The sequence below is a fragment of the Wolbachia endosymbiont (group A) of Epagoge grotiana genome, from assembly GCF_947251775.1.
Taxonomy (GTDB): Bacteria; Pseudomonadota; Alphaproteobacteria; order Rickettsiales; family Anaplasmataceae; genus Wolbachia; species Wolbachia pipientis.
Genome location: NZ_OX366387.1, coordinates 1,452,932 through 1,471,573 on the forward strand (window position 1 = coordinate 1,452,932; position 18,642 = coordinate 1,471,573).

Annotated in this window: 13 protein-coding genes and 2 pseudogenes; 8 read left to right on the plus strand and 7 right to left on the minus strand. The window is 36.2% G+C overall.

Annotation, left to right across the window (positions count from 1 at the left end; all coding sequences use genetic code 11):
* Positions 1-232 precede the first annotated feature (232 nt).
* Positions 233-1,756, minus strand: coding sequence for an actin bundler (gene walE1, locus OPR50_RS06955; protein ID WP_264339096.1), 1,524 nt, complete (start codon positions 1,754-1,756; stop codon positions 233-235).
* A gap of 453 nt (positions 1,757-2,209) precedes the next feature.
* On the opposite strand from walE1, the gene hflK reads away from it, so the two are divergent.
* From hflK to terL, 4 genes and pseudogenes are all read left to right on the plus strand, one after another.
* Entirely contained in the window at positions 2,210-3,244 is a 1,035-nt protein-coding gene (gene hflK, locus OPR50_RS06960; RefSeq protein WP_010962866.1) for an FtsH protease activity modulator HflK, read from the plus strand.
* A 2-nt stretch (positions 3,245-3,246) separates the two neighbouring features.
* On the plus strand, positions 3,247-4,119 hold the full coding sequence (gene hflC, locus OPR50_RS06965) for a protease modulator HflC (protein WP_155969359.1): 873 nt from the start codon (positions 3,247-3,249) through the stop codon (positions 4,117-4,119).
* 3 nt (positions 4,120-4,122) lie between these two features.
* On the plus strand, positions 4,123-5,616 hold the full coding sequence (locus OPR50_RS06970) for a DegQ family serine endoprotease (RefSeq protein ID WP_265023990.1): 1,494 nt from the start codon (positions 4,123-4,125) through the stop codon (positions 5,614-5,616).
* Positions 5,617-5,846: 230 nt separating this feature from the next.
* Positions 5,847-7,281, plus strand: a pseudogene (gene terL / locus OPR50_RS06975) (phage terminase large subunit).
* Here terL and OPR50_RS06980 read toward each other — a convergent pair.
* The 4 genes from OPR50_RS06980 to OPR50_RS06995 form a co-directional block, all read right to left on the minus strand.
* A complete protein-coding gene (locus OPR50_RS06980; RefSeq protein WP_265023991.1) occupies positions 7,261-7,701 on the minus strand; it encodes a hypothetical protein in 441 nt (146 codons plus the stop codon). The pseudogene terL and the gene OPR50_RS06980 sit on opposite strands and share 21 nt — an antisense overlap.
* Entirely contained in the window at positions 7,698-9,107 is a 1,410-nt protein-coding gene (locus OPR50_RS06985) for a hypothetical protein (protein WP_265023992.1), read from the minus strand. Before OPR50_RS06985 ends, OPR50_RS06980 begins: the two co-directional genes overlap by 4 nt.
* Before the next feature lie 26 nt (positions 9,108-9,133).
* Positions 9,134-9,331 (minus strand): hypothetical protein, encoded by a 198-nt coding sequence (locus OPR50_RS06990; RefSeq protein ID WP_264339090.1) that lies wholly within the window; start codon positions 9,329-9,331, stop codon positions 9,134-9,136.
* 272 nt (positions 9,332-9,603) lie between these two features.
* The gene (locus OPR50_RS06995) at positions 9,604-10,896 is read right to left on the minus strand and encodes a hypothetical protein (RefSeq protein ID WP_265024332.1); all 1,293 of its coding nucleotides are present in this window, start codon (positions 10,894-10,896) and stop codon (positions 9,604-9,606) included.
* Between the two features lie 551 nt (positions 10,897-11,447).
* On the opposite strand from OPR50_RS06995, the gene OPR50_RS07000 reads away from it, so the two are divergent.
* The 4 genes from OPR50_RS07000 to OPR50_RS07015 all read left to right on the plus strand — a co-directional run bounded on the left by OPR50_RS07000 (position 11,448) and on the right by OPR50_RS07015 (position 15,855).
* Entirely contained in the window at positions 11,448-12,548 is a 1,101-nt protein-coding gene (locus tag OPR50_RS07000) for a nitrogenase component 1 family protein (RefSeq protein ID WP_264339091.1), read from the plus strand.
* A 272-nt stretch (positions 12,549-12,820) separates the two neighbouring features.
* Positions 12,821-13,018 (plus strand): hypothetical protein, encoded by a 198-nt coding sequence (locus OPR50_RS07005; RefSeq protein WP_264339090.1) that lies wholly within the window; start codon positions 12,821-12,823, stop codon positions 13,016-13,018.
* 26 nt (positions 13,019-13,044) lie between these two features.
* On the plus strand, positions 13,045-14,559 hold the full coding sequence (locus OPR50_RS07010) for a hypothetical protein (RefSeq protein WP_265023993.1): 1,515 nt from the start codon (positions 13,045-13,047) through the stop codon (positions 14,557-14,559).
* Between the two features lie 45 nt (positions 14,560-14,604).
* Positions 14,605-15,855 carry a hypothetical protein gene (locus tag OPR50_RS07015; RefSeq protein WP_265023994.1) on the plus strand — a complete coding sequence of 417 codons (1,251 nt, stop codon included), beginning with the start codon at positions 14,605-14,607 and terminating at the stop codon, positions 15,853-15,855.
* A gap of 180 nt (positions 15,856-16,035) precedes the next feature.
* Here OPR50_RS07015 and uvrB read toward each other — a convergent pair whose 3' ends face one another.
* Together uvrB and OPR50_RS07025 are read right to left on the minus strand one after the other, a co-directional pair.
* Positions 16,036-17,943 carry an excinuclease ABC subunit UvrB gene (gene uvrB / locus OPR50_RS07020; protein WP_264339088.1) on the minus strand — a complete coding sequence of 636 codons (1,908 nt, stop codon included), beginning with the start codon at positions 17,941-17,943 and terminating at the stop codon, positions 16,036-16,038.
* A gap of 395 nt (positions 17,944-18,338) precedes the next feature.
* Positions 18,339-18,611 (minus strand): annotated as a pseudogene (locus tag OPR50_RS07025) (transposase); the annotation flags it as partial.
* Between the last annotated feature and the right edge of the window lie 31 nt (positions 18,612-18,642).

Sequence of the window (18,642 nt, forward strand, 5' to 3'; positions counted from 1 at the left end):
GGCTATTTTATAATGAATTTTGTCAGTAGCCACCAGATTTTTTCAGTTGCTATGCAACAAAGCCATCCCAGTGTCAGCTACTCGGATGACACCTTTCCTAGCAGAGAAATCACAATGTTCATACGGTTGTACGCATACCGCTGGGATCTAGGATTTTTCTATAGTTTAAAAACAAAAAAAGGACGTTACTCATTGAGTAACATCCTTTTGGAGAAGGTAGAAGTTTTACTTATTACACTGTTCCTGGAGTTGCTGTAGCTCTTGAGTTGACAGGTTCTGCACTAGGTTGATCTAGAGATGCGCGTCGTTTTGCCAACTTTTCTTCGAGTTCTCTGTCAAATTCTTCTTTTAAAGGAAGAACTTGTTTTCTTGTTAGCGTAGAAGAACCAGAACCCATTCCACTATCAGTAGAATTACTGTGAGTGAGAGTTCTGTTACTCAAACTATCCAGGTTTTGCTCCACAATAGGATCACTGAGAACATCTTCACTGAAAGAACTTTGTCCATTTAAGTTAGTCAATGAGGCGCTTCTAGGTAGTTCTGGTGGAGCAACTGGAGTAAGCTTAGGAGTTAAGCTACTAGATGAATTGCTTCTACGGACTGTTGCAAAGTTCTGAGAATCTGAATCAGAGACAGTAGCAGTACTTTCAGTTCCTATAGAATTTAGTGAATTGCTTTTTGACAAGCTGTTAGATTGTTCAGAGCCTTTTCTTCCCAGTGAAGAGAATGATGATGACACAGACCTAGTTAAACTTTTGACAGAAGGCCTGTTAGCTTTTTTCTCTGCTCTGTCAAACATATTGCTTACGCTTGAGTACAAATGATTTTCTCTACATTCTTTAATAACCTTCTTAATTTCATCGTAATGTTCAGAGAAAACACTGTCGATGAAATAACTACCTTTAGGTAATGACCTTTGTGTTAACAAGTTATGCAAGCTTTTTTCATTTAAATTATTAATGAATTCTTTCTGTACTTGCCATCCAGAAGTATGTTCAATCTCCCCTGATTTTGCCTTCTCTGCCATTTTTAAATCAATTTCTGACGATATTCCAGAAAGTACATTTTTCACTAACCCAGAATTATTTCCTTTATCAGCAAAAATTGCTTTCATATCATTTCTTATTTCGTCAGATTTCTTAATTGCATCTGGAGTAAACCTTTTTACCTTATCTAAATAGTCCGTCTCACCAGATGCCTTATGGAATTTATTTGCCACTCCTTCGCCTACAAAACTAGCGCCTTTTTTCAGTGAATCTACTGAATGTTCATAACCTTCTTTCACCTTATCTTTAACATGCACAGCACCATCTCTAACTTTTCCGGCAGCGTATGTTGATGCGTCCTTAACTTTCCCAGCAGTATATTTCGCCCCATCAACTGTTTTTTCTGCTGACCACTTGAGCCCTTTATATCCAGATTGAACTGTTTTTACAGCGACTTTTACAGCGAAATATAAAGCAAGACCAACTATAGCACCTGGTATAGCAAGTGTTGCACCAACTGCCAAAAGTGGTAGTACTGCCGTAAATAATCCACTTGCTGCACTTACTACAAGAATCTTATCTCCTTGTTTCATCTTAGAGAATTTTGTATCCCCTTTTAACAGGTCAGTAATTCTTTCTTTTAGCTTCTTGGGATCATTAGCAATATCTGAATTTGGTAGATTTTGCATCGTTTTATTCAAATCAAAACTATCTTCTGGTTGGTTTTGTTGAGTTCCAACAGAATTTGAATTTTTTTCATTATGTAACATTTTAAACCTCACTATTAATTAAATATATTATAATTGTATTCCTTGATTCTTAAGTTAGTGTTAAATTGATTGCCAGTATTTATTTGTCTTCAAATAATTTCGCTTGACGTGTTTTGTGGTAACATAGAAAATTAGGTCAAGAAGCTGCAGCATTTATGAAGTATAGAAAAAGAACACTCATCTTTTTGGCTGTTATAACTTTAATAATAATAGCTTTACTATTTAGGTATAATTCCCATTTTCACAAAGACGTAGTGCACTTAAAGAGTGACAACAAAGAATTCAAAAAAAAGCCAGAAAATTCCATAGAGTCGACCATATTACATAGAGAAAAGGAAGTGTACGATCATGTTTTCCATCCTGATGATTAATTTGTAAATAAAATAGCAATTTATGTTTGCATTTTCTTATTAAAGAAGTAATATTAGCGTATTAATTATAGAATCAATCATTATGTTTGATGATAATAATCCTTGGAATCTGGGAAAGAAACCGGTAGGGAACAAAACTCCTAATAATGAAGATATTTTAAGTAAAGCTGTATCTGATATAAGGTTCTTTCTTAATGGATTAACCAGAAACAGGGGCAAAAAACCTTATTTCATCATTTTCATTATTTTGCTGTTCTATGCTTGCACTGGCTTTTATATTGTCCATCCTAGTGAAGAAAGTATAGAACTTACCTTTGGTAAATATTCTAATACAGAAACACCTGGTTTGCGTTATCACTTCCCCTACCCTATTGGCAAGGTTTTTAAAGTGAACGTTAAGGAAGTAAATCGTGAAGAAATTGGGGTAAGTAGTTCTTATGGGCGAGATACAGATCGCGGTGAAGGCGTGATGCTAACTGGAGATGAAAATATAGTCAACGTTAACTTCGAGGTTCAATGGCGCGTTAGAGATGCTAAGGACTATTTATTCAAAGTGCGGGATTACAAACCCGGTTTCAGTGTTAAAAATGCTGCTGAAAGTGCCATGAGAGAAATAATAGGTAAAAATACGATCTCTTTTGCACTTGGTCAAGGCAGACCAGAAATTTCTAGAGATACTAGAATTCTATTGCAGCAGATTCTTGATGGATACCAAATGGGTATAGAGATTTTATCTGTTCAAATGAAAAAAATTGATCCACCAGAAAAAGTAATCAGTTCGTTTAGAGATGTACAAAGTGCTCGTGCAGACAAAGAGCGTACTATAAACGAAGCATATGCTTATAATAATGATATTATACCTCGAGCAAAGGGTGAAGCGATAAAGATAAAATTAGATGCACAAGCATATGAAAATGAAATAATAAATGAAGCAAAAGGTAATGCAAATCGCTTTTTATCTCTTTATGAGGAATATAGACAGAATCCTTCTCTCGTTAAGAATCGTATTTATCTTGAAACTATGGAAAATATTTTCAGTAAGGTAGACAAAGTTGTTGTAACTGATGATCTGAAAGGTATGTTTTCTTATTTACCTCTTACAAATTTAGGAAAATAACCATGAGTAGTAATATTAAAATTGTTTTTGTTTCTGTATTTGTTGTTTTATTGATTGCTTTATCTAATTCAATATTTGTTGTGCAAGAAACAAAGCAAGCGATAGTTATACAACTCGGTAAAGTTGTAAGAGATGTTAGGGAAAGTGGCTTATATTTTAAGTTACCATTCATAAATAGTGTAGAGTTTCTTGATAAAAGAGTTTTAGATTTAAGTCCTGATAAGATCCCAAGGGAAGTGATAACAGCGGATCAAAAACGTATTATAGTAGATGCGTATGCAAAATATAAAATAACAAATCCTGTTACTTTTTACCAGGCTGTGAGGAATGAATCAGGTCTGGTTAGAAGATTATATCCGGTTATAGAAGCACACATAAGAGAAAATATAGGCAGATTCTCGTTGATTAGTTTGTTGAATGAAAAAAGATCAGAGGTTATGCAATTGATTCAGCGTGGAGTTTATTCTGAAGCTGAAAAATTTGGCATAGAAATAATAGATGTAAGAATTAAGAGAGCAGATTTACCAGAAGAAAATAGTTCTGCAATATTTCGCCGTATGCAAACTGAAAGGGAAAAAGAAGCAAAAGAAATTAGAGCAGAAGGAGAGCAAGCTGGGCAGGAAGTTAGATCAAAAGCTGATAAATTAAAAAGGGAAATTATCTCCAGTGCAGTAAAAGAATCGTACGAAATAAGGGGCCGTGGTTATGCTGAAGCAACTAGAATTTATAATGAGGCATTTAAGGTTGATGAAGAGTTCTTTAACTTTTATCGCTCTATGAGCGCTTACAGTAAATCATTTGCCGAAAATAATACTAAATTTGTACTTTCACCAAACAATAACTTTTTAGATATTTTAAATAAAGGATGGAAATAATTTATGAAAAGTAAGGCATTTATTTTATCTATATTTGCATATTTTCTAATTGCGTTTTCTTCGTATGCTAATATGTTTGATTGGAATGCAAAAAAGGTCGTTGATGCTAGCACTACTGCATGCAACTGTAATCAAGGACTTGCCGATTTAGTGGAAGAACTCATTCCTGCGGTTGTAAATATTTCAAGCGAACAAATCATCAAACAAGAAAATAACAGCAGAACTAGAGTTCCATCTATGCCAGGAAATAATTTTTTTGATGATTTTAGAGAGTTTTTTGAGCATTTTGATCAGTTTTTTATGGATAGGGGCCCTAGTGTTAACAAAGAGGTGGTGTTGCTTGGTTCTGGGTTTATTATAGATAAAGGTGGAACTATAGTAACCAATTATCACGTTATTAAAAACGCCAAAGATATCACAGTTACTATGAACGATAATACTTATTTCAAAGCAGAAGTTTTAGGCTATGATGCAAGAACTGATCTTGCTGTGCTTAAGATTAATTCTGATAAAGATCTTTCTTCTGTTGCATTTGGTGATTCTGATAAAGCAAGGGTTGGTGATACGGTTATGGCAATAGGTAACCCATTTGGTTTGGGTGGCTCTGTAAGCACAGGAATTATATCTGCAAGGTCCAGGGACATTAGTATTGGCACTATGAATGAATTTATTCAAACTGATGCTGCAATTAATAGGGGTAACTCTGGAGGACCGTTATTTGATTTAAATGGAAAAGTTATAGGTATTAATACTGCTATCTATTCTCCATCTGAGTCTGGCGGCAACGTGGGTATAGGTTTTGCCATACCATCTAATTTAGCTATGTCAATTATTGACACATTAAAAAGTGGCAAAAAAATAAAACATGGTTGGCTTGGTGTGCAAGTTCAGCCTATAACGAAAGAATTTGCTGAGTCCTTGGGTTTAAAAGATATAAAAGGCGCATTGGTTGCAAGTATAGTAAAGGATAGTCCTGCAGAAAAAGGTGGGATTAAAGTAGGTGATATATTATTAGAATTTGAGGGTAAAAAAATCGATAGAATGACACAATTACCTCAAATGGTTTCAAGAGCTGGACCTGAGAAAAAAGTGCAAATTAAGTTACTTAGAAAGAGCAAAGAGGTTAATATTAAAGTTGTGATCGGAGAATCTACAAATGATGGCCAAGATAACAATCAAGAAGAAAATAAATCAACATCTGATTATGTAACCGGTTTAACTGTTTCAAATCTGCCAAAAGAATCAAAAGAAAGTAAAAATAATGTACCTACAAAAGGTGTGATAGTTACCAATGTAGATAGTAACAGTAATGCCACGCTGCGTGGTATTAAAAAAGGGGACATCATTATCCAATTGGATGGAACTGATATAGAAAATACTAACGATTTTCAAAAACAAGTTGATTTAGCAGTAAAGAAAAACGGTAAAGATTCAATAATGTTGCTCATTTACCGCAATGGAAATCAATTTTTCGCTTCAATAAAGTTAAAGAAGTAATTTTATTCACTAAATTTACAAAACAGTAGTGTTGTAAGCTCGCTACTGTAACACTTCAATCTTATAAAATAAATAAAAATCTACACTAGATTTCTTGCATAACCATATAAAAAATCAAAGGATGTCATTCCAGTGTCAGCTACTTGCATGACGCCGTCATAAAGGAACCAGTGTCGGCCACTTGGATAACACCATAGGGGTTACTTGGGTGATACTATAGGAGGTCTAACATGAACTCTCTAAAATTCATTGAACTGTGCTTTCAAACAGTGGTGCCGGGATGTGAGTATAATGATTATCAGTACATAAAAGTCATAGCAGACAGGCTGGAAGCAGCGAATGCTGGCGAAGTAAGGCGCATAATATTCAATATGCCTCCGCGTTCAATGAAGTCCATATGTATGAGTGTTGCGTGGCCCGCATGGATACTGGGCAACTGCAAGAATAATAGTTGCAAGTTATTCTAAGTTGCTTAGTGAAAAACATTCGCTCGATACCAGGTGCATAATGCAATCTGATTGGTATAAAGAACTATTTCCAGAGGTAGAACTATCCAAAGACCAGAACACTAAATATAAATTCCAAACAGTGCAGAGAGGATACAGAATCGCAACATCAGTTGGAGGAACATTAACCGGTGAAGGTGGTGACTTTATTATTGTGGATGATCCGCTTAACCCTGCTCAAGCTTTGAGTGAAACATTTAGAAAACGTGCCACAAATTGGTTCGATCAGACTTTGGTAACGAGACTCAACGATAGAAAAAAAGGAGTAATTGTGCTTGTGATGCATAGGCTCCACCTGGAAGACTTAACTGGGCACCTCTTATCTAAGCCAAAAAACATATGGCATCACATTTGTTTGCCAATGATTTCTGAAAAAGTGGAGATAATCGACTCAATTACGACACAAGAAAAAGGTTTATATTCAAGAGAAGAGAATGAGTTATTATATCCCCTGGAGGGAGGAAGAGAAGAAGTTGAGATGATAAAAGTTGAACTCGGGAGTTACGCTTTTGCTGCTCAATATCAACAAAACCCCCTGCCGCTTTCAAGTGGTATAATAAAACAAGAGTGGTTAAAGCGCTATAAAAATTTCCCTGATAATCTCTCACATGTAACTCAAAGCTGGGACACTGCAGTTTCAACAAACGATTCCAGCGACTTTAACGTCTGCACCACCTGGGCAAAAATAGATAATAAATTCTATTTACTTGATGTATATCGAGCAAAGCTTGAGTACCAAAAGCTTAAAGAGCAAGTTCTGTCACTAGCTGCAAGATGGACGCCACACGCAATTTTGATCGAAGCAAAAACGAGTGGTCAACAATTAACACAAGAGCTAAAGGCAAATAGCGATCTACCGATTATCGAAATAATTCCACACAATGACAAACTCACTCGATTTTATCAAATTGTTCCGGTGATAGAGTCTGGCAGGGTTTTTCTGCCACAGCAAGCGGTATGGCTCAGCGATTTCGAATATGAAATTTTAATGTTCCCAGAAACTCGCCACGATGATCAAGTGGATAGTACGGTGCAATATCTGCAATGGATGAGAAAAACTAACACCAGTGCTTTCAGGGTCAGGGATTTTGGCTCCAACCCTAATAAAACACTTGGGTGGATATCTAAAAACCTAAATTTATTTTCTCAAAGCCTCTGATACAGGCTCTACCTCACACTCTTTAACCTCTGAAGGGACACTTTCCTTTGAAGGGACACTTCCCTTATGTTGCGCAGCAGGAGAACCCGTAGAACAAAAACCACTATCTCTATCAACTGCTGTTTTAGAACTAGAGTTATCAGATCTATACTCTACAGGTAGTACCTCCCCTTTCCCCGAAATAGTACCTTGTGACGGGCCTGGATCACCATCTAGAGAACTTACAGGAGAAGTCTCTTTTGAGGGTGAATTATTTTCTGCTCTTACTATATCTGACAATGAAGAAAATAATCTAGACACAGATGATTTTTTAGTTACAGGAGTTTCAGGAGTACTGCGCGTTGTACCACGCCCTTCATCATGTCGCTTAAGGTTTACGTCATATTGCTTACTAAAAGTTGAAGAGAGCCATTTTTTCATTTTTTGAACACCACCCCCATGTTTCTTCGGGATTTACTATCTTGTGACTTTGCTTCAGAACACTCATCACTAGAAACCCCAGAATTTAAGGACATTGAATTCTTCCATGCTCTAGGAGAAGAAATCGATGATGATCTACTCAAAGATAGCTGTGATTGACCACAAGTGGATTGACTTGAATCTATTTCCTCCGGCACCAACTGAAACAGCCCCCTTTTTCCTCCCTCTCTTTCTGATCCTTGCCTGGGAGGCCTCTCTAACCCTTCATCACGACTTCGCTTGGGAAACTCCTGTGTCTGTGATGCTTCAGCTAATAGCGTTCGAGGAAGCTCAGGGTCAATGGCCAGTTCATGGTCTTTGTTGATTACAGAGTTTTTTATTATTTTGGTTATCACACAGTGAGAAATTTCTTTATTAGAAAAGTCTATACCGTATATTCCTCTACTACCAAATACTGGTAGGTGTTTTGGTGAAGTGTAACTTTCAATATTATTTAACACAACCATACCAAAGCTACTATTAATAGTATCTACTTCTTCTTTGGTTAAAAATCTATAATAGTTATCATAACTTACAATAGGAACTAAAATTGAATCCTCATTATTTCCTGAATAAGAAGTATGAAAGACATAATAAAGAGGAGGGCATGCTTTACGAATGAAGCCAGTTATTAAATACTTAATCTTCTCAATAGCTGGATCATCTGAGCTAGAAGTTTGAAGATCACGTCCTATCAAACATGCTTGACTTTCTTCTATCTCATTAATGAACTTAGTTTTATCAAAGATGCTTTTCTTTATATATACACAATTGTCCTTGACTTTCAAGAAATCATCAGTTCTTTTAGGACTATTTTTATAACCTTTTACTGTCGCTGAGAATGACTCTATAAAATACTCTTGTAACCTTTTATCATAGAAACGCATACAATATAGATAAGATTTCCTGTCAAAGCTTTCATCAGATGTATACTCTTCTACATGTTCTAAACCAAAATTTCTTCCCATAGCACCTGTGATGTCTCTCGCAAGCCCATTAGCTAGCAAACATTTTAGATTGAAAACTATACTTTGACCTATCGGCACTGAAAATCTATACTTTCCATTACTATCTACCAATTGGCTCCGATTGAAATTAAAAGGAAAAGATTTCATATCAAAAGATAAACTAGCAGTACTTTCATTTCCACAGAATGTTTCTACTATCCTTCCTTTCATATTGTCTAAATACTTCATGCATTGATCAGCATCCATACTTTTATCAAATGAGATAACAATATGACCCTTGTTACGTAAACCTCGATGTACATTTTGTACTTTTAGATTAGTATTAATAATATTGTTATAACAAACACTAATATTAAATGCGTTTACTAATGCTTGATTCATTTCACTCGCACTAAACATAATACCCTCCCTACTTTTAATATACCTTAAAATCTTGAACTGCCTTGACCACTACTTTTACTTTTATTGGATTCATCCCTTCTTTTCCTCTCTTCATCTTCACGCTTAAACCTTTCACCAAAATTCTCTAGCTTTTTCTGATCTAATTTAGTTATATCAACTCTCCCTCCTCCTGGTGCAGTATTATCAAATTGCCTTTTGCCTGAGCCATTATTACTATGCATATTAACCTCCAGTAAAAATATTATGTAACTAATATACTAAAAATAAAATTAAGTGCAAGCACTTTTTTATATTTTTTTTTAAAAAATTTTATTCACTCTTTTTCATAAAATTCAGTTTTCTAGATTCCAGCGTCACGCGCTGGAATGACACCTGTATTTCTCTTTGCCATCAATCCCTACTCTTTAATGTCATACCAGTACCTCTTTTTCTTGTCATCCCAGTGCCCAGACACTGGGATCCAGTCTTTTTTGTCATCTAAAGCTAACACTAGCTATCCCCTCGATGGTGCTTTTTCTGGTGCCTTTCCTATTGAATCCACATGATTATTAACTTTTACATCATCAATCAATCTTTTTGGTGGTTGAGCAGTACTAGCATTAGACTTTCCATTAGAAGCTTGTTCTTGCTGATTGTCAGATGGAATATTCCGTTGATTATTATTACTCAAATTTATCCTTCTTGACTGTGTACTATCGAGTTTAAACTTTCCACCTCTTTTTTGCTGATCTCTCTTCGGCGTCTGCCCTGTAGGTTCCGGTGGACACACCTCTTTCTTCGGTCCCTCCGGCTTCGCTTTTTTCTCTTCTTCCACTTTTGGTTTTGTTTCTTTTACCTCGCGGATCTCCTCCTTTATAACCTCTTTAGGTATTAGTTCTTTCATAGGTTTTGGTAAAAGATCAAGCTCTGGTTTGCTCAGAGGGACTGGCCTTACAAATCCGGGTGAAATTTCAAAAAGGAAAACTGGCACTTTAGGCTTTTCTCTTTCGTCTAACTTGATTTCTACGTTTTCGCAAACTTCTTTATTTTCTTCCTTTAATGATGTTTTTTCTGCTTTTTTATCTTCTTTTTCTGTAGATGCCTCTACCGCAGCCGCCAACTCAACTCCAAACATCTCTGCGAACATTGTAACAATCCATCCGACAACGGCCATTTGTAACCTGAGTTTCAGATCTTGCAATGCAGTTAATCTTTCTAACGCCCTTGCAAACTCTTCTTCTGATAACTCACCACTGCCTAATTTCTCCTGCAATTCTTTTATCTCTTTGTCCAACCTCTGATTGAAACTTAAATCGCGTGCAAAAATCTTCTTGATTAACTCCTTAAGCTTGTCACGCATAAATTTAATTATCGAAAGAAGCCAATTTTTTTCTTTCTTCTCCTTGAGCATTTGGTAGATTTTCGGATCATCTACATCTACTTCAAAAAGGGTAAAGAGAGATTCAAAGAAATTCCAGAAATCTCCGAGTACTCTTCCTTTTTCACCAGTGAAGTAATCCTCATCATCACCTTCTCCGATATGTAGCTCTGCTTGAGATGATATTTCATCGATACAACTAGAAGCCTGACGCTCACACTCGAGCCTCCTGAGCAAATCTTGTCTGGTGAGCTCCTCTATGGCTGCTTTTAGTTCATTTAGCTTCTGCTCTGCAGAGAAATCTTGCTCCCTGATTTTTCCTTGGAAGATCGAGCCACCGTTTCCGTTATTATCTGAAAAATTTTCCATTATTTTTGCCTCCTCAATAAAATTACTGCCTTTGTTGTTACCTGAAAAGCTTTCCACCATTTTTACTTCCTTCATAAAACTTAATAATTTAATTCTACAGTACTAAATATTTAAGAACTATTAATGTAAAGATGTCAATAAAATTATTTACATTTTTACACTATATATATATTATATCATGTGCTATTTAACCTTTCAATAATATTTTTTATTTTTACTGCTTCTTCAAACTCTAGCATGCACTTTTCTTAAATTATCCTTATCAATATTTGCTTTTGCCTCTATCCCACTTTTTCTTGTAAAGTATTTGATATAGATTTTATTATACTCTTTGGCATAACATTTGCAACATACTTTATCTATAAATGGAAATTATTATACTTGCAGCTAGACACAATTTGAAATAATTTACACTATAAAGTTAAGGAACGAGATCCCAGTGTCACGCACTGGGATGACAGCAGTCCTACGTCATACCGCGATTCATTCGCGGTATAGATTCCGCTAACAAGTAGCGGAATGACGAATTTTTGTTTTTCAAATTATCGTAAGTCACTTTAGCTATATCAGAGCAATAGAGGCAGTGCGTAGAGGAGCTCACCAGACAAGATTTGCTCAGGAGGCTCGAGTGTGAGCGTCAGGCTTCTAGTTGTATCGATGAAATATCATCTCAAGCAGAGCTACATATCGGAGAAGGTGATGATGAGGATTACTTCACTGGTGAAAAAGGAAGAGTACTCGGAGATTTCTGGAATTTCTTTGAATCTCTCTTTACCCTTTTTGAAGTAGATGTAGATGATCCGAAAATCTACCAAATGCTCAAGGAGAAGAAAGAAAAAAATTGGCTTCTTTCGATAATTAAATTTATGCGTGACAAGCTTAAGGAGTTAATCAAGAAGATTTTTGCACGCGATTTAAGTTTCAATCAGAGGTTGGACAAAGAGATAAAAGAATTGCAGGAGAAATTAGGCAGTGGTGAGTTATCAGAAGAAGAGTTTGCAAGGGCGTTAGAAAGATTAACTGCATTGCAAGATCTGAAACTCAGGTTACAAATGGCCGTTGTCGGATGGATTGTTACAATGTTCGCAGAGATGTTTGGAGTTGAGTTGGCGGCTGCGGTAGAGGCATCTACAGAAAAAGAAGATAAAAAAGCAGAAAAAACATCATTAAAGGAAGAAAATAAAGAAGTTTGCGAAAACGTAGAAATCAAGTTAGACGAAAGAGAAAAGCCTAAAGTGCCAGTTTTCCTTTTTGAAATTTCACCCGGATTTGTAAGGCCAGTCCCTCTGAGCAAACCAGAGCTTGATCTTTTACCAAAACCTATGAAAGAACTAATACCTAAAGAGGTTATAAAGGAGGAGATCCGCGAGGTAAAAGAAACAAAACCAAAAGTGGAAGAAGAGAAAAAAGCGAAGCCGGAGGGACCGAAGAAAGAGGTGTGTCCACCGGAACCTACAGGGCAGACGCCGAAGAGAGATCAGCAAAAAAGAGGTGGAAAGTTTAAACTCGATAGTACACAGTCAAGAAGGATAAATTTGAGTAATAATAATCAACGGAATATTCCATCTGACAATCAGCAAGAACAAGCTTCTAATGGAAAGTCTAATGCTAGTACTGCTCAACCACCAAAAAGATTGATTGATGATGTAAAAGTTAATAATCATGTGGATTCAATAGGAAAGGCACCAGAAAAAGCACCATCGAGGGGATAGCTAGTGTTAGCTTTAGATGACAAAAAAGACTGGATCCCAGTGTCTGGGCACTGGGATGACAAGAAAAAGAGGTACTGGTATGACATTAAAGAGTAGGGATTGATGGCAAAGAGAAATACAGGTGTCATTCCAGCGCGTGACGCTGGAATCTAGAAAACTGAATTTTATGAAAAAGAGTGAATAAAATTTTTTAAAAAAAAATATAAAAAAGTGCTTGCACTTAATTTTATTTTTAGTATATTAGTTACATAATATTTTTACTGGAGGTTAATATGCATAGTAATAATGGCTCAGGCAAAAGGCAATTTGATAATACTGCACCAGGAGGAGGGAGAGTTGATATAACTAAATTAGATCAGAAAAAGCTAGAGAATTTTGGTGAAAGGTTTAAGCGTGAAGATGAAGAGAGGAAAAGAAGGGATGAATCCAATAAAAGTAAAAGTAGTGGTCAAGGCAGTTCAAGATTTTAAGGTATATTAAAAGTAGGGAGGGTATTATGTTTAGTGCGAGTGAAATGAATCAAGCATTAGTAAACGCATTTAATATTAGTGTTTGTTATAACAATATTATTAATACTAATCTAAAAGTACAAAATGTACATCGAGGTTTACGTAACAAGGGTCATATTGTTATCTCATTTGATAAAAGTATGGATGCTGATCAATGCATGAAGTATTTAGACAATATGAAAGGAAGGATAGTAGAAACATTCTGTGGAAATGAAAGTACTGCTAGTTTATCTTTTGATATGAAATCTTTTCCTTTTAATTTCAATCGGAGCCAATTGGTAGATAGTAATGGAAAGTATAGATTTTCAGTGCCGATAGGTCAAAGTATAGTTTTCAATCTAAAATGTTTGCTAGCTAATGGGCTTGCGAGAGACATCACAGGTGCTATGGGAAGAAATTTTGGTTTAGAACATGTAGAAGAGTATACATCTGATGAAAGCTTTGACAGGAAATCTTATCTATATTGTATGCGTTTCTATGATAAAAGGTTACAAGAGTATTTTATAGAGTCATTCTCAGCGACAGTAAAAGGTTATAAAAATAGTCCTAAAAGAACTGATGATTTCTTGAAAGTCAAGGACAATTGTGTATATATAAAGAAAAGCATCTTTGATAAAACTAAGTTCATTAATGAGATAGAAGAAAGTCAAGCATGTTTGATAGGACGTGATCTTCAAACTTCTAGCTCAGATGATCCAGCTATTGAGAAGATTAAGTATTTAATAACTGGCTTCATTCGTAAAGCATGCCCTCCTCTTTATTATGTCTTTCATACTTCTTATTCAGGAAATAATGAGGATTCAATTTTAGTTCCTATTGTAAGTTATGATAACTATTATAGATTTTTAACCAAAGAAGAAGTAGATACTATTAATAGTAGCTTTGGTATGGTTGTGTTAAATAATATTGAAAGTTACACTTCACCAAAACACCTACCAGTATTTGGTAGTAGAGGAATATACGGTATAGACTTTTCTAATAAAGAAATTTCTCACTGTGTGATAACCAAAATAATAAAAAACTCTGTAATCAACAAAGACCATGAACTGGCCATTGACCCTGAGCTTCCTCGAACGCTATTAGCTGAAGCATCACAGACACAGGAGTTTCCCAAGCGAAGTCGTGATGAAGGGTTAGAGAGGCCTCCCAGGCAAGGATCAGAAAGAGAGGGAGGAAAAAGGGGGCTGTTTCAGTTGGTGCCGGAGGAAATAGATTCAAGTCAATCCACTTGTGGTCAATCACAGCTATCTTCCGGAGAAATAGGTCCAAGTCAATCCACTTGTGGTCAATTACAGCTATCTTTGACCTGTGGATCATCATCGATTCCTTCTCTTAGAGCATGGGATAGTTCAACATTCTTAAATCTTGAGGTTTCTAATGAGGAATCTGAAAAACAGCAAGTTACTGATGAAAGTGATCGAAAAAGTAGTGATGAGTGTTCTAAAGCGAAGCCACAAAAGCAAGAACGTGATTCGGTGTATTCAAGTGCAAGTACTCCTTAGGGTTCTGTAAGTAAAAAACCATCTTTAAGTAATCCACCCTCAGGAGTGACTTCTCCTGTTACTGAACCAGGTGATGGCGGATTTCTCAATAGACCAAAAATACGAGCATTACGTTCTAAAACGAATGGTGGTATTCCAGAACCCTTGCCACAAGATGCCGTAAGCAAGCCAAATGTGCCCGGGGACCGTAATTCTAAAATTTCTAAAGATAGTGGTTTCGAGTCGCTTGAGCGGCCACAGTCGAATTCTTCTATCACTACTAGTACTGTTCCAGGGATATCTGAATCAAGGAAAGATCTAAATCCTCCCGTAGACAATAAGCGGCCACAGTCACTGCCACTTGCGGGTTTTTCTACTTGTGCTAGTAATGAAACAGTAAAAGCTTTTTTGTGTTTTCTAGATTATTTTTCTTCTTCTGAAGGGAAGAAGCAACTACCCTCACTTCTTTCTTCTGAGGCGGGAAAGCAGTTATCCTCGATTTCTGATCCTTGTGAACAGGAAAACCTACTAGACTTTCTTTTTTCTACTGAGAGGAGTAAGCAACTATGCTCGCTTTTTTCTTCTGAGAATAAACAACAACTGCATTCACTTTTTTCTCTTAAGGGAAAAGAGCTACTGTTTTCACCTTCTCCTGAGGGGCAAAAGCTGATACCTTTAGTTCTTTCTCCTAAAGGGAAAGAGAAACTACCCTTACTTTTGTCTCCTGAGGGAGAGCGAATATCCAAACCTTTCTCTCCTGAGGCAGGCAATATAATATCCTTACTTATTTATTCTCGTGTAGAACCTAAAAATATGTCACACCGTTCATTTCGTGACAAATTAGCAAAATGGCTTCACCGTAATTCTTCACTCTCAAAAGTGGCTTCTCCTCAAGAAAAACCTCTTACTAATGACGAGAAGAAGGAACTACGCCCATTTCTTTGTCCTAAGCTGCAGAAGAAACTAGATTCCAACTCTCTTGAGGATGCACAGTTAAAATACTTGCTGTATACTCCTGGTGGGAAAGAGAAGCTAGACTTACTCCTTTCTTCTCCTGAGAAAGAGGAGAAGCAACTACTCTCAGATTTACAAAAAGTTGATGGTAACGCTTCTACAAGTTTTGCAGATAGTGGTTGTTATTCAGGATCGTCTTCACAAAAATCGACTAGTGATACTGGAAGTGATGAAGATGAACTAGAAGCTAGTGGTAGGTCGTCAGTCTCATCGAACTCCAGTACTTCCACTGTTAGAACTAAAATGGATGCTACTAAGATCGAGCAATACTTGCAGGAGAAAAAAGTTAACAGTCGTACCTAATCCACTGCTCTCAGCCACCTAAGTGTTTTATTAGCTGACCCTGAGAGCACTGGTGTTGGTTTTTCTTGTCCATTGTAAGTATTGCATGGTACTAAATGTTTAAAAAGTATTAATATAAAGATATCAATAAAATTATTTACACTTTCATGCTATGCCCATAGCATCATATATTACTTAACCTTACAATAATTTTTTTATTCTTGCTGCTTCTTCAAACTCCAAATTTTTAGCATGCTCTATCATTTGCTTTCTCAAATCATCCTTATTAGTATTTACTTTCGGTTCTGCTATTGCCCTCTCCTGTAAGGTGTTTGATATAGGTTTTATTATAGTCTTCGGGATAATATTGTGCAATATATTATGTTCTTCTTGTTTTTTTCTTCTTCTTTCGGTCTCTCTCAATGCACGATCTAAAGAACCAGTGATTTTATCTGCATACAAAATTACTCTACCTTCAGCATTACGTGCAGCACGACCAATCGTTTGAATTAATGAAGTTTCCGATCGCAAAAATCCTTCTTTATCAGCATCCAAAATTGCAACCAACCCACACTCTGGAATATCAAGACCTTCCCTCAGCAAGTTAACACCTACTAAAACATCGATTTCTTTAGATCTCAATTTGTATATAATTTCTATTCTCTCCAGCGCAGCAATATCAGAATGCAAATAACTCACTCTCATATTCAATTCACTCATATATTCAGCTAAATTTTCAGCCATTTTTTTCGTCAATGTAGTGATTAAAACACAAAATCCCTTCCCTATTGTCACTTGTGCCTCATGAATTACATCATCAATTTGACTCTCTATTGGTTTTACAATGCAGATTGGGTCCGTAAGCCCTGTTGGACGGATAACTTGCTCTATAAATACATTACTGGTCTTTGCCAACTCATACTTTCCGGGAGTGGCTGAAATGTAAACAGTCTGCGGCCTAACTCCCTCCCACTCTTCAAATTTTAATGGACGATTATCAAAAGCGGAAGGGAGCCTGAAGCCATAGTCAATCAATTTCTTTTTACGCGCCTCATTACCACTGTACATCGCACCAACCTGAGGAACGGTGACATGACTCTCATCAACAAATAAAATTACGTCTTTGGGTAAATATTCAAACAAAGTAGGTGGTGGATCCCCAGCTTCCATTCCATAGAGATAACGCGAATAATTTTCAATACCTTTACATATTCCTGTTGTTCTCATCATTTCGATATCAAAATTAGTGCGTTGCTCGAGGCGCTTTGCTTCAACAATCTTGTTTTGCGAGTAGTAATAATCCAAGCGTTCATGCAGCTCTTTTTTGACTAGTTCAATTGCCTGCAACAAAGCCTCACGCGGGGTTATGTAATAGCTATTTGGAAAAATGGTGATTTTATTTACGCCTTTGGTAACATTGCCCGTTATAGCATCAACTTCAGAAATTTCTTCTATTTCATCGCCAAATAACGATAAACGCCAAGCTTTATTTTCATAATGGGAAGGAAATATATCAATAATATCGCCGCGCACTCTGAAATATCCTCTCTCAAACCTGGCATCAGAGCGCTTGTATTGAAGATCAGTTAAGTTGCTCAGGAAATCATTAATACGAATTTTATTTCCAACACTAAGCGGTATGATCATGCTGCGGTAGCTCTCAGGCGAACCAAGACCGTATATGCAGGAAACACTGGCAACTACGATCGTATCCCTGCGCTCCAAAAGGGAGCAGACGGTGGAATAACGCAGCATCTCAATTCTTTCGTTAATTGCAGAATCTTTTTCGATATAAGTATCAGTTTGTGGTAAATAGGCTTCAGGTTGATAATAATCATAATAAGAAATGAAGTATTCAACAGCATTATGGGGAAACAATCCTTTCATTTCCTCATAAAGCTGTGCTGCTAAAGTTTTATTGTGTGCCATAATTAATGCAGGCCTGTTTGTCCTTGCAATAACATTTGCCATAGTAAAAGTTTTCCCAGAACCAGTAACTCCAAGCAAAACCTGATCTCTTTTATTGCTATTTAGCCCTGCAATTAAGCTATCGATTGCCTGTGGTTGATCCCCAGCCGGTTGAAAATGTGTAGCGATTTGAAATTCCATAGACTTTACTTACTATCTTTGATTCATTGTATAGTAAACACTATATTGCTTTTAAGATAAGTTGTATAGCTATCGTAAAGCCATGAAACATTAACCAACAATGTCATGCAAGTAGCTGACACTGGAATCTTGTTTCAATGTTAAACAAAATACCATAGAATTCAAGAAGACAATTCCTAAAAAATCCCTACATCCAAAAAAAGGCAAAATGCTGCTTGAATAAGCTAAATTTTTTTAGATGCAAAAACAATAAAACATAGTTGATACTAAAGTTATAGTACTCCTATGACAACGTTACAAAAATTAAGGAAATGGATAGCTCTGATCAATTGGAATAGTATTTTCAGGTACCGGTGGTCAATATGACATTTTTAAAATAAAGATTTAGAACCTGTTTAAAATCTTCTCAATAGAAGAGAAATGAAGGAAAGAACGACCATTTGTAGGCTAGTGTTAAGTTTTCGCTCGCAATTTTTCCACAATCGTCTGCATTTTTCTAACCAAGCGAAAGATCGCTCTACAACCCATCTTTGTGGCAATACAGCAAAGGAATGTAATTCACTTCGTTTTATTACTTCTACAGTTGCTCCAATAATCGTTTTTATTTGAGTTGCAAAATTTTCTCCTGTATAACCTGCATCGACCAGTATATTTTTAACTTCCGAGAGGTTTTCTTTTGCGCTTTCAACCATTCTCACA

What these genes read in the sequence shown, in the direction of transcription:
- walE1 (WP_264339096.1), bottom strand. Translation starts at nt 1,756, where the DNA reads ATGTTACATAATGAAAAAAATTCAAATTCTGTTGGAACTCAACAAAAC.
- hflK (WP_010962866.1), top strand. Translation starts at nt 2,210, where the DNA reads ATGTTTGATGATAATAATCCTTGGAATCTGGGAAAGAAACCGGTAGGG.
- hflC (WP_155969359.1), top strand. Translation starts at nt 3,247, where the DNA reads ATGAGTAGTAATATTAAAATTGTTTTTGTTTCTGTATTTGTTGTTTTA.
- OPR50_RS06970 (WP_265023990.1), top strand. Translation starts at nt 4,123, where the DNA reads ATGAAAAGTAAGGCATTTATTTTATCTATATTTGCATATTTTCTAATT.
- OPR50_RS06980 (WP_265023991.1), bottom strand. Translation starts at nt 7,701, where the DNA reads ATGAAAAAATGGCTCTCTTCAACTTTTAGTAAGCAATATGACGTAAAC.
- OPR50_RS06985 (WP_265023992.1), bottom strand. Translation starts at nt 9,107, where the DNA reads ATGTTTAGTGCGAGTGAAATGAATCAAGCATTAGTAAACGCATTTAAT.
- OPR50_RS06990 (WP_264339090.1), bottom strand. Translation starts at nt 9,331, where the DNA reads ATGCATAGTAATAATGGCTCAGGCAAAAGGCAATTTGATAATACTGCA.
- OPR50_RS06995 (WP_265024332.1), bottom strand. Translation starts at nt 10,896, where the DNA reads ATGGTGGAAAGCTTTTCAGGTAACAACAAAGGCAGTAATTTTATTGAG.
- OPR50_RS07005 (WP_264339090.1), top strand. Translation starts at nt 12,821, where the DNA reads ATGCATAGTAATAATGGCTCAGGCAAAAGGCAATTTGATAATACTGCA.
- OPR50_RS07010 (WP_265023993.1), top strand. Translation starts at nt 13,045, where the DNA reads ATGTTTAGTGCGAGTGAAATGAATCAAGCATTAGTAAACGCATTTAAT.
- uvrB (WP_264339088.1), bottom strand. Translation starts at nt 17,943, where the DNA reads ATGGAATTTCAAATCGCTACACATTTTCAACCGGCTGGGGATCAACCA.